Source organism: Pseudomonas sp. NPDC087346 (genome assembly GCF_044744235.1).
Classification (GTDB): Bacteria; Pseudomonadota; Gammaproteobacteria; order Pseudomonadales; family Pseudomonadaceae; genus Aquipseudomonas.
The window spans coordinates 196,138-207,759 of the sequence record NZ_JBIUXX010000001.1 but is presented as its reverse complement, the minus strand read 5'-3'; the positions used below and the strand labels follow the sequence as shown (position 1 = coordinate 207,759).

The window sequence follows — 11,622 nt, the reverse complement described above, 5'->3', positions numbered from 1 at the left end:
AAAAAGGTTGTTCCTTTCATTGCCAGTCGAGATCGAAAAAAGTATCAGCAGCGCAGTGAATATTTTTCTGCGCAGCTTTTTCAGATCAGGCGGGCGACAGCGTCACCCAATAGCCACTCAGGTGGCCGGTGACAAGGACCGGGTAGGTTTGCGTCAGCATGTTGAGCGTGCGCTGGGTATCGCTGATCGGGTACGCCCCGGAAATGCGCAGGTCTCCAATCGCCGGGTCGCAACGTACGAACCCTCGGCGGTAGCGCGCCAGCTCCGCGACGAAGTCGGCGAGGCGCATCTTGTCCGCCATCAACATGCCTTGCGTCCAGGCGCCGACGTAGCGATCCGTCAGGCTCACCTGGCCAAAGTCTTGTGAGGAAAAATCGGTACGTTGCCCGGCATTGACGATCAGCGGGGCGGTTTGCCCGCTGTCTGCCAGCACCACTCTTACCGCACCTTCAAGCACGGCGAGATGGGTGCGGGGCTGAAGTTCGCGAACGGTAAATCGCGTGCCCAAGGCTTGCATTCGGCCTTGGCGGGTGCTGACCAGAAACGGTCGTGGCAGCGGTGCGACGTCTGGCGCGGTCTCGACCAGAATTTCGCCTTCGCGCAAGTTGATCAGCCGTTGATTGGAATCGAACAGCACGTCGATGGCGGTGTCGGTATTGAGCGTGATGCGTGAGCCGTCGGCCAGGGTCAACTCGCGGCGCTGGCCCACCGCCGTGCGGTAATCGGCGGTCCATTGCTGTGACTCCGCGAGTTTCCAGCTGCCCCAGCCAGCTGGCAGCACTGCAAGAATCATCGCCAGTTTGCCCAACGCCGCACGACGTTCCGGATTGCTCGGACGGTCCAGCGCCGACATCGCCAGGGAAGGGGGCAGGCCGCCGAGTTTGCTTTGCAGCAGTTGTGCCCGCGACCACGCGCGATTGCGCTCCGGCGAGCTGACTTTCCAGCACTCCCATTCGGCATGCTCGGTCTCGCTGAGGTCGTTTTCACTCAAGCGCATCAGCCATTCGGCGGCTTCTTCGAGAACCTTGGGGTCGAGCGGTGGTTCATTGCGGCGAGCGAACATTTATTCCACCAGCATCAGGCACTGCACGAAGGCTTGTTTCATGTAGCGCTTGACGGTGATCAGCGACACATTCAATTGCTCGGCGATATCGTCGTACTTCAAGCCGCTGATCTGCGACAACAGGAACGCACGCTTGACCAGTGGCGGCAGGGCATCGAGCATCGCATCGATCTCGTGCAGGGTTTCCAGAACCATGAAGCGCAACTCTGGCGAAGGCACTTCCGGCGCTGGCAGATGCGCGAGGGCATCGAGGTAGGCGCGCTCCAGCGCCTTGCGCTGATACCAGTTGATCAGAATGCCCTTGGCCACACAGCTCAAGTAAGCCCGTGGCTGCTCGATGACCGTGACTTGCGAAGCGAGGATGCGGGTGAAGGTGTCTTGCGCCAGATCCGCCGCATCCATGGCGTTGCCGAGTTTTTTCCTGAGCGTGGCGTACAGCCAGCCGTGATGGCCGCTGTACAGGTCTTCGATCACGCGCAGATGATTGTGGTTATTCGCGGGAAGAGATTCGCTCATGGCAATTGTTTTGTGCAATTGAGAAGTATTCCCAATGCTAATTGACAACGCCTGCGCCGCGCAAGCGCGATTCGGCATCGCGTGTCAGCTTCGTGGCATGCGCAGCAATGCTTCAATCATCTCGTCGATTTCAGCCTCGGTGTTGTAGGCGTGCAGCGATGCGCGACTGACTTCAAGCAGGTTGCGTTGTTGCATATCAAGCATGGTCGAACGGAACGTCGAGGTGCTGACGTTGATCCGTTTGTCCCGTGCCGCCAGCCATTGCTGCACTTGCGCGGCGCTGCTGCCCTGACAGGTGAATGTGACGATACCGGACTTGATGATGCCCGAATCCGTGGGTTTGATACCGGTAACCTCGCCGAGCCGATCACGCAAATACGCAGCCAAATGCTGAATGCGCTGCCACATCGGTTCGAGGCCTTGCGCCAGTGCGTAATCCACCGCAGCACCCAGGCCAAGTTTGGCCACTACGTTGCATTCCCAGTTTTCAAAGCGCCGGGCGTCCTCACGAATCTTGAAGGTCTCCGGGGTCAGCAGGGAGGCCGCATGCAGGTCAAGAAACGCCGGTTCCAGGTTCTGACACAGCGACTTTTCGACATACAAGAATCCCATGCCCCTCGGCCCACGCAGGTATTTGCGACTGGTGGCGGCGAGCATGTGGCAACCGATTTTCTGCACATCGATCGGCATCTGCCCGACACCCTGGCAGGCGTCGAGCAAAAACAGCACACCCGCGGCCCGGGCCAGTGCACCAATCTGCTCGATAGGCTGCACCGGCCCACCGTTGGTGGCGATCACCGGCAAAGACACCAGCGCGACCCGATCATCGCCGAGCATATCTTTCAGGGCCGACAGTGAGACCTGCCCCTGTTCATCGTTGGGGATGATCCTGATTTCGATGCCGCGGCGTTTTTTCAATTGCAGGTAGGGAATGTAGTTACCGGCGTATTCGGTGGTCGACGTCAGCACCACATCGCCGGGTTGCAGCGGCAGTGAATAGAACGCCATGTCCCAGGCTCGGGTAGCGTTTTCGATCACTGCAATTTCGTCAGGGCAGGCATTGATCAAGCGGCCAATGGCGCCATAGACGTTTTCCAGTTCCGGCGAATGCTGCGCCGCCGCTTCATAGCCACCCAGTTGCGCCTCAAGTTGCAGGTGGCGGGTCATGACCTCGATCACCGGTTTGGGCATCAGCGCTGCGCCGGCGTTATTGAAGTGGATCAGTTGCTCGACTGCCGGCGTGTCGACGCGCAATTGTTCAATGTTCAAAACGCAGTTCCTTGATCAATCCCCGGGCGGAGCGGGGCTGGGTTGCATGGCCACCGGCCAGAAGCGCAGCGCGACAATGGGAATCAACGCGAGCACGTACGCCAGACACACGAACAGGTAAGTGTATTGCAAGCCATAAACCTGACTGAGCAAACCACCCGCCGAGATCCCGGCAATCGAAGCGAACTGCGCGGTGCCTTGGGCAATGCCCAGAACATGACCTTGTTGCGAGCTGTCGGCGGTTTTTGAGATCAACGCCATCAGCACCGGCGTCGTGGCACCCAGCAGCACGCCCCAAATGAAGTAGGCAATGACGAACACCAGCGGATTTCGGGTGATGCCGGCCACGGCGGTCAGGGCGATGCAACCGATGACGATGTAGGTAATGCGTTGCAGGGTTTCCTGTTGGGTTCGATGCTCGAAGTAGCGTGACCAGGCCGTTGCCGAAAGAATGAAACCCAGTGCGAGCAAGCCGTAGCACAGGCCAACCACCGAGTTGCTGACCTCGAAAATCGAACTGACGTACAGCGAGAACGAGGTCTGCGGAAGCATCCGCGCCAGCAACAGAATGCCCATGACGCCCAGCAGTGAGAGCAACGGTGAACCCTGCCAGAGACTGCCGGAACGAGGGGGCGGCGCCGCGTTATCGGCCACCTGGGCTTTTTTCACTGGCGGCACATCCGGCAACGTCACGGCCGCCACCACGGTACAAATGGCGCACAGCACCGAGGCGATAATGTTGATCCAGAAGAACGTCGCGTAATCGAGGATCAGACCGCCAACAACCGCTCCCAGCAGCGAGCCGACGTTGGTCGATATTTGCAGAATCGCAAACAGCCGCGCCCGTCGCGAAGGCGCTTCGATACTGACGCCATAAGCCTGTGCCGGCGCGATATACCCGGCAAACGCGCCTTGCAGAAACCGCAGGATCAGGATGATCCAGATATCGCTGAACAGCGCCAGCCCAAGCTGGGTCAGGGACAAACCGGCGAGGGCGCGGATCATCATCAATTTGTGGCCGTAACGATCGCCGATACGGCCCCAGAATGCGCTGGTCAGAATAATGCCCAGCATCGGCCCGACGTACACGGCGATGCTGGCGAAACTGAAAACTGACTCCGAGTCGGTCAGCCCACGCAGGTGGACGGGCCAGAACGGCCCGCTCATTTCCATCGCGCCCATCGAGATGAGCTGAATGGCAAATAGAAGATAAATCAGGATTCTTACTCTCGAACCCTGGATGGCACCTGCATGGGACATTAGTCAGCCTCGGTGGTTAAACGATGTCGAGCGGGTTGGTCAGGGTGTGCTGTAAACGATAGTTGGAGTACTGCATCAAATGCATGCGCAACAACGACCGGGTTGGCCACGGGTCCTGAATGAACGCTTTGCGTTCGACTTCCCACAGCGCTGGCGAGACACGCTCACGCACAGCGGCGAAGGCGCTTTCGGTTTCCTCACGCAACACTTCCCACATGCGATTGTTGTCCAGACCGTATTCTTTCGTCAGCCACAACGCCATTTCGTGCAGGTGAGTGAGGAATGCCGCGTCGAGCACGAACATGCGCACCGGCTCGATATCTCCGACGAATACAGTCGGCAGGATACCGGGCTGCACATGCGGCTGTAGCGTGTAGCCGCGCGCCTCCAACAGCGGCGCGTAAGTGCGGCCATCGCCAAAATCACGGATCAGCAGACTACGTGCTTTGCCATCGGGAGCAAACAGCACCATGGTGTTTTGCTGATGCGCCTCAAGCCCGACGCCGTACATCAAGTAGATCGCCACCACCGGATGAGTGACGACTTTGGCGTACTGGCGAAACCAGTTCTCGACGCTCGCGGCACTGGCCCGTACACCGTCGCGCTCGATCAGATCGGTAAACAGTGGCCGACCAGTTCCAGGCAAACGGGTGAACAACGAGGCCACGGTAATCGGCAGGCAATCGTCACTGCGTTCGAACGCTTGCTGACTGGCACGATAGACCACCGACAAATGCCGCCCGGGCGCATCGTCCTGAGTGACTGCGTTTTTATAGCGAACACCGATTTCCTCGGGGAAGATCTCCAGACGCTGATCGAAGCCGTTTTCAGCCGCGAGAATCTGGCTGATGACCGTACTGATGCGCGGCCCCATGTGAATCGACTTGGCTTGCAGACTGCGCAGTTCGCTGGTCATCCACACCGCAATCGGCAGTTTGATCAGCGGCGCGCAGTCGTCCAGCACCGGCATCATCGTGCGATAAGACATGGTCGGCAGGGTGACGATGTCGGGGCCGTCGGTGATCAGGATGCCGTGTTCAATCTCGGCGGCAAACGTCTTGAGGACGAAGGCCTGCAAGTGCCAGGCGTGAATCGGTAGCGGCAGCCATTGGCGTTCATCCAGCCCTTTGCTGTTAAGCGAGGCTTTCCATTGCTCCCATTGCACCGGGAAATTGCTGGCGAACCAGTCGTGGTAACTGGTTACGTGCGGCATGCTTTCGCTTTTCGCGTTGTCGGCACGCAACGCGGCAATGCGCAACGGCACCTGCGCGTTGAACTCGGGGGACAGTTGCTCGACTTCCTCATCAGTCAGCCCCGGGCGCGACTTCCACGTCGGATAGTACGGATGGCCTTCCAGCGAACCCCATTGATCCAGCAGAATCGCCGCGTCCTTGGTCTTGGCATGTTTGCGCAGGTAGTCGGTGAAGCTATCGAGTCCCTGATCCTTGGCCGCCTGATGCAGTCGGGCGTTCCACTGCTGGCGATGCTGACGGGCGTGCGCGTCATTGGTCAGGCTGTTTTCCATGTCGGACTTGAGCCCGGCGACGCCTTCGTCGGTGGGTTCAAAGTCGAAGCTGTCGCGCAGCACATCGAGCATGTCCTGATGGCTGGTGATGATCTGGCGTACGCCTTCATCGGTGACCAGTACCACGTCACCCTCATTGACCACGGTGTCGGCCGGGCCTTTGCTGATGTCGGAAAAGGCCAGATGCGCGCGGCCGGACTTAAGCGGGTACGTCGCCCGGTTGCCCTCGACGGCAAAGCTCAGGGCCGCACGGTCGAGGATGTTTTCGGCGAAAAGGCAGCGAATCAAGCGGCGCATGGCGTTCTTACGGGAGTAGGCGATCAGTGTCTTGAAGTCATCCATATCAGCGGTCTGCTCGTCGAAAATTGAATTGAGAAATCAAGCGGCGGCGTTTGCCGGGCGTGGCCAATGGCTTGGAAAGTAATCGAGGGCCGAGTCGCGCAGGCCTTGCATGTAGCCAACGCTCCACTGCAGGACTTCTTCGATGTAAGGCACCTTGAGGTCGAAACGCCGGGCCATTTCCACCAACAGCACCAGGCCGTAGGCGACGTCTTCATTGAAGGCGCGGCTTTCACGCTCGATCACATAACCGGCGCGGTTGTCATCGGCGGGCACCATGGGCGCGAGGATGTCGTTGTAGGCCTGATTGGTCCGCAGAATCGCCAGCATGCTGCTCTTGTCGCGAATCTGTTCGCCGTACGCCTCGACAATTTCCTGCTTGAGGGATTTCACCGAAGACAGATCGACGCCCATGCGCTGGCTGATGACCGCGCACAGGTCCTGGCTTTCCTGATCCATGCGTTCAAGGAAATACGCGCCCAGCTCGGGGCACTCGGTCCACCAGCACATGCGCTGCGGGAAAATCTTGCGATGCCACTGTCCATAAGGGCCGATCAACCCGTAAATCACCGAGCTGTGCATGATCGGATTGCCCGGTGTCAGGGTGATTTCAAGGTAGTTGTCGAGCATCGTCACGCACGGCCCGTAAAGCAGGGTGAGCATGTCTTGCAGGTGCTCGCGGGATGCCTGCGATTCACGGGCATGCGTTGCGACATACAGCTGACTCTTGCCGCCGCCCATCTTGATCGACAGCCCGGGTTTCAGATCGAACGCGGTGTGCGGGACATCTTTCATTCCCCAGATCACCACGTTCGGACGTTCGGTCAATTGCGCTTCGGCCAGCCAGTCGAAGCCGCAGAACCCCGGAATGGCACCGACGTAAACCGGTTTGCCGGTGGCCAGATGCGGTGCGACGGCTTGCAGGGTTTGCGGTCGGGCATGCGCCGGGACGGTGATGATGACGATGTCGGCATCCTCGACGGCAGTTTTGGCATCGGTGGTGACCCGATCCAGTCGTGCGCTCAGTGTCGAGCCGTCCGGCAACAATGCCTGCATCGGTGTCTGACGGGCATGTTGCTCAATGATTTCCAGGTTGCTGGTGAGCATCGAAACCTGAACATCGGGGATCTGTTTGAACAGGACGGCATTAAGGTGTCCGGTTCTGCCACCGCCACAGATGGCGACTTTCAGCAGTTTCATCGAGAGGCGTTCCTGTGTGGGAGGAGGGTCATGCGACGCTCAATTGCAGTGGCGCAGAACTGGATTCCAGCCATTGAGTCTTGCCTAGCCAGTTATCCAGTTGCGGGGCGACACTCGGGTCGAGCAAGTCGCGCTCTTGCAGCCAGTTCTCGTTGAACACGGTGTGCAGATACTTTTCGCCGCCATCGGCAATCGGCACCACGACATTGCCGGTCAGCACGCCTTTGTGGATCAGTTCCAGTGCCTTGAAGATCGCACCACCGGTTGATCCGCCAACCAGCAATGCCAGGTTGCGCGCGATGTATCGAGCCGTTTCGAAGGCTTGCGAATCGGTCACCTGCACGCCGAGATCGATGCAGCTGTAGTCGAGCACCAGGCCGACGGTGTCACCTGCGGGCGTGCCGGTACCCGATTGGTAGTACGGATAACCGGGGTGGCCGAAGACGATTGAACCGGCGGGTTCAACGGCGACGGTGACTGTGTCCGGGTTGTGCTGTTTAAGACCGCGAGCGATGCCGGTCATCGAGCCGCCAGTTCCGACGCAACCGACATAGGCGCCGATGGAGCCTGCTGACTGGGCGATGGTTTCGCGGACAAAATCGCTGTAACCGCCAGCGTTGGCGGCGTTATCGGATTGGTTCATGAACACTGCGCCGGGGATCTGCTGCGCGAGTTCAGCCGCCAGGCGCTGACGCTCGACCACGGCGACTTCATCTTCGCGGTAGGTGCCGGCGACAAATCGGATGTCGGCGCCCAATGCCTTCATCACCGCAATCTTGTCCTGAGCTGCGTGGTGATCGACCACGGCAATGAATTGCAGACCGAACTCAACGGCGGCCATGGCCAGTCCGATGCCGGTATTGCCCGAAGACGATTCGACCACCACACCGCCGGGCTTCAGGCGACCCGACTTGAGCGCGCCCAACACCATGTTGCGTGCCATGCGGTCTTTTATGCTGCCACCGGGATTGTTCTTCTCGATCTTCAACAACAGTCGGGCGTTGGTATCCGGAATATCAATACCCAATATTGGCGTGTTACCAATAAGGTCTGAAACTTTATTCAGTATCATATGAAGTATTCCCTTTCAGTAGTCAGGTGAGAATGCGTAATTACCTTCCGTACAACAGGTGGCTTTTATTCGTTGGGGCAGGGGGTGGCGATGGAATTCATTTTCCAGCAAGTCCATCTGATACCCGGCTGTATTGGCATATACCAATAGATCGCCAGCGTTTGGTGTGCAATTGAAGTTGATCAGTCGGTGGGTGATGACGTCGTCATCCAGACAGCTATGGCCGGCAATGTAAGCCTGCATCGGTTTATGTGGCGAATGTTCAGTACTGATCAATATCGGATCAACCAGATACTCCGACGAAAACCATGTTTCACAAGCGCTGAAACTACTGCCTTCAATAAAAATGACGGTCTTGTTTTCAGCGATCTGCTTGGTGCGCGTCACCCGAAACACCGATATCGCCGCTTGATCCACCAGGCTGCGCCCGGGCTCAAGCGCAAGTGTAATATTGTTTAGTTTCAAGTAATTCGCGATGGTTTGTCCCGGCGAATGTTCGGCCTCAAGGAATAACGTCAACCACTGACACGCCGTCAGGCTACTGCCATAAGGGTAATAAGAGCCGGGGACGCAACCGTTGTAGTAATGACTGGCTACATTGTCATTCTGCAAAAAATTACTGTACCTCTGTGGTTCGACATAACGCATCGGCAAACCACCGCCAATATCGATCATGCTCGGGTTCAAACCCATTTCCCTTGCGGCGGTGATGAACGCTGTCACCTCGCGAAAAGCTTGCGCCCGAGATTCAAATCCGTAGCCACCGAGGTGGAAATGCAAACCTTCGAAGTGAAATTTGTCGCGTTCCCGCGTCAGAATTTGCAGGCATTCAAGCAAGTCATCTGCACCCATACCGAATCGGCTGCTCGGGCAGCTGCTTGGTCTGTAACGCAGTAATATCCTCGGTTTCACGGCGCCTGGCAGTGCTTCGAGCAAAGTGTTCAGGTGGCTGAATTCTTCCAGTGAGTCGACGCAAATCAGCGATCCACCTTCCACCAAAGCTTGATGAAACTCGGTGGTCTTGGCCGGCCCCGTGGCGCATAGCCGCTGCGCCGGAACGCCTGCACGAAGCGCTGCACGCAGTTCATGGATGCTCGAAACATCGACGCCGATGCCCGAATTGCTGGCCGCTTCGAGTAAACACTGGGACTTGTTGGCCTTGGCGCCGTAAAAAATAGCGTGATCGACTTTATATTGATTCAACACCCCAAGCAGGGCGGCCGAATTCAACTCAAAGGCATGTGGCCATACCAGATTTAATGGCGAGCCGTACTGTGTGGTTAATTCAAACAAGTCCTGCGATTTATTGTGGATCAAATGCGAAACAACGGAGTCCAGCAACGGCGGAAGCATCTCGGGCGTATGGACTTTAATACAGCTATCTATTGAGGTCGGAATTATATTAGGCATGGCAAACCCCTGGCGCCGAATATCTCGCCATTGATGCATCGATAACTGATCGCTATCGACAGGACTATTTTTTCTGCCAATCAGGCATAAACGAATTTCGACTTCGGTGGCGGATGCCAGACCAGGCCTGAAAATAACTTGAAGCCATCGATCGTAATAAATGGTTCACAAATATCTGACATGAGAACCCCGTTCCATAAGGTTTATACGGATATAGCTGTCAGCCATTAGTTCCTGGCCTTTGCGTTGTGAAGAACCATTAACTGACATTCAAATGACATCACTGCTGGGCACTTCCGGTGAACATTACGCTTCGCATTGATACGAGATTAGTTTCGCTTGGCTGCTTGAACAATATTGCGAACGCGAACAGTTATCAAGTAAGGTTTTCAAATATTTTCCAATAAACACCTGGCGAGGCGACGTACAGAGACGTGTATTTACACGCTCTTGTACTCGTTCGTCCCGACATTAAAAACTCCCTTAATACCTTGATGAATAAGGCGTTAAGGCTCGCTGAAACCCGCCCGCGCCGGCAGTGAAATTTGCTTGCTGTCGACAGCGGAAAATTTTTGAAAAACCACGACTGACGCACGCCAAGGAGAGATTCCATGAAAACTGAACGTCTCAACACCATCGCCAGGCTTCCGATCAGCTACCTGTTCGTCCCGGGCAACCGTCCTGAACGCTTTTCCAAAGCGGTGGATGCCGCTCCGGATGCGATCATTCTCGACCTGGAAGACGCCGTTCATCCGGACAGCAAATCGGCGGCTCGCGCTGCAATCTGGGCCTGGCAGGAACGAACGCCGAGCGTCACCTGTCAGCGCTACATCCGCTTGAACAGCGTCAGCAGCGCGCTGTTTCGCCAAGACATGACATGGCTTGGGGACATGCGATATCCCGAGCGCTGCGCCGGTATTTTCTTGCCCAAAGCCGAATGCCCCGAGGCCCTTTCGCAAGTGGTCGAGCGCTTGTTGGCGTGGAATCCGCAATTGCAGATTGTCGCCATCATCGAGACCGCCAAAGGCCTGCAACAGGTCGAGGCGATAGCGGCGATTCCCGGGCTTGCGCGCCTTGCATTCGGCTCGCTGGATTTCTCGCTCGATATCAATTGCAGCCAGATTCCCGAAGCGTTTCTGTACGCCCGCAACCGGATCGTACTGGCTTCGCGAACGGCGCAGCTGCCGGCGCCCATCGACGGTGTGACACCGGCAATCAGCGAGCTGGCCGTGGTCAAGCAGGAGTCGCATTACGCCCGATCCCTGGGGTTCGGCGCCAAGCTGTGCATTCATCCCGCGCAGTTGAGCATCGTGCAAAAAGCTTTCCTGCCCGACGCCCGACAACTGGCCTGGGCAGACAGGGTGATGCGAGCCGTGGCCGACGGCAGTCACGCGGTGCAAGTGGACGGCGAGATGGTCGATCTGCCGCTGATTGAACTCGCGCAACGATTGCTCGATGTCGCCGACCAACACTCACTCGTGGCCAAGGCCGAAGCCTGCTGAGCCGGGTGTCATCAGGAGGCAAACCATGGATCACGGTTATCGGATTTCGCTGCGGCCACTGTGCGAGGTGTTGCAGTCCGAGCAGGTCGATCCGGCCAATGTGCGGATGCTCCGTGAATCGATTTCGCGGGCCGGGCATTGGCTGGAACCGATCATCATCGAGCGCACGTCAGGCATCGTCATGGACGGCAATCATCGTTTCAAAGCTGCGTTGCAATTGGGCTTGAAGCGAGTGCCGTGCATCCAGCTCGATTACACCGATCCGCGAGTCCGTGTGCGGCATTGGCAGACCGGTCAGGCGTTCGAGGTCTCGCGGATTTTCACCACGATTGCCCGGGGTGAGCTGTTTCCGTACAAGACCACGCGGCACGCATTTGACCCGGCGCTCCCGGTCGTCGCGATCCCGCTGGACTGCCTGTATGGCTGACGATGTGATCGCATCAGCTACCACCGCATAAAAAATATC

Annotated in this window: 10 protein-coding genes; 2 read left to right on the top strand and 8 right to left on the bottom strand. The window is 57.6% G+C overall.

Annotation, left to right across the window (positions count from 1 at the left end):
• Window positions 1-85: 85 nt before the first annotated feature.
• The 8 genes from ACIOZM_RS00895 to ACIOZM_RS00860 all read right to left on the bottom strand — a co-directional run bounded on the left by ACIOZM_RS00895 (window position 86) and on the right by ACIOZM_RS00860 (window position 9,654).
• Complete coding sequence (locus ACIOZM_RS00895) at window positions 86-1,063, bottom strand: FecR domain-containing protein (RefSeq protein ID WP_401208354.1); 978 nt, start codon at window positions 1,061-1,063, stop codon at window positions 86-88.
• On the bottom strand, window positions 1,064-1,579 hold the full coding sequence (locus ACIOZM_RS00890) for a sigma-70 family RNA polymerase sigma factor (RefSeq protein ID WP_401208352.1): 516 nt from the start codon (window positions 1,577-1,579) through the stop codon (window positions 1,064-1,066).
• An 84-nt stretch (window positions 1,580-1,663) separates the two neighbouring features.
• The gene (locus tag ACIOZM_RS00885) at window positions 1,664-2,848 is read right to left on the bottom strand and encodes an aminotransferase class V-fold PLP-dependent enzyme (protein WP_401208349.1); all 1,185 of its coding nucleotides are present in this window, start codon (window positions 2,846-2,848) and stop codon (window positions 1,664-1,666) included.
• A gap of 15 nt (window positions 2,849-2,863) precedes the next feature.
• On the bottom strand, window positions 2,864-4,108 hold the full coding sequence (locus tag ACIOZM_RS00880; protein WP_401208346.1) for an MFS transporter: 1,245 nt from the start codon (window positions 4,106-4,108) through the stop codon (window positions 2,864-2,866).
• Window positions 4,109-4,124: 16 nt separating this feature from the next.
• The gene (locus ACIOZM_RS00875) at window positions 4,125-5,975 is read right to left on the bottom strand and encodes an IucA/IucC family protein (RefSeq protein ID WP_401208343.1); all 1,851 of its coding nucleotides are present in this window, start codon (window positions 5,973-5,975) and stop codon (window positions 4,125-4,127) included.
• Window positions 5,976-6,011: 36 nt separating this feature from the next.
• The gene (locus ACIOZM_RS00870; protein ID WP_401208340.1) at window positions 6,012-7,172 is read right to left on the bottom strand and encodes an NAD/NADP octopine/nopaline dehydrogenase family protein; all 1,161 of its coding nucleotides are present in this window, start codon (window positions 7,170-7,172) and stop codon (window positions 6,012-6,014) included.
• 28 nt (window positions 7,173-7,200) lie between these two features.
• Window positions 7,201-8,244: a PLP-dependent cysteine synthase family protein gene (locus ACIOZM_RS00865; RefSeq protein ID WP_401208337.1), complete on the bottom strand. Its 1,044-nt coding sequence runs from the start codon at window positions 8,242-8,244 to the stop codon at window positions 7,201-7,203.
• A 15-nt stretch (window positions 8,245-8,259) separates the two neighbouring features.
• Window positions 8,260-9,654, bottom strand: coding sequence for a Y4yA family PLP-dependent enzyme (locus ACIOZM_RS00860; protein ID WP_401208334.1), 1,395 nt, complete (start codon window positions 9,652-9,654; stop codon window positions 8,260-8,262).
• Between the two features lie 611 nt (window positions 9,655-10,265).
• Here ACIOZM_RS00860 and ACIOZM_RS00855 point away from each other — a divergent pair.
• Entirely contained in the window at window positions 10,266-11,156 is an 891-nt protein-coding gene (locus tag ACIOZM_RS00855; protein WP_401208332.1) for an HpcH/HpaI aldolase/citrate lyase family protein, read from the top strand.
• Window positions 11,157-11,181: 25 nt separating this feature from the next.
• Window positions 11,182-11,583 (top strand): ParB N-terminal domain-containing protein, encoded by a 402-nt coding sequence (locus ACIOZM_RS00850; protein ID WP_401208330.1) that lies wholly within the window; start codon window positions 11,182-11,184, stop codon window positions 11,581-11,583.
• The last annotated feature ends 39 nt before the right edge of the window (window positions 11,584-11,622 follow it).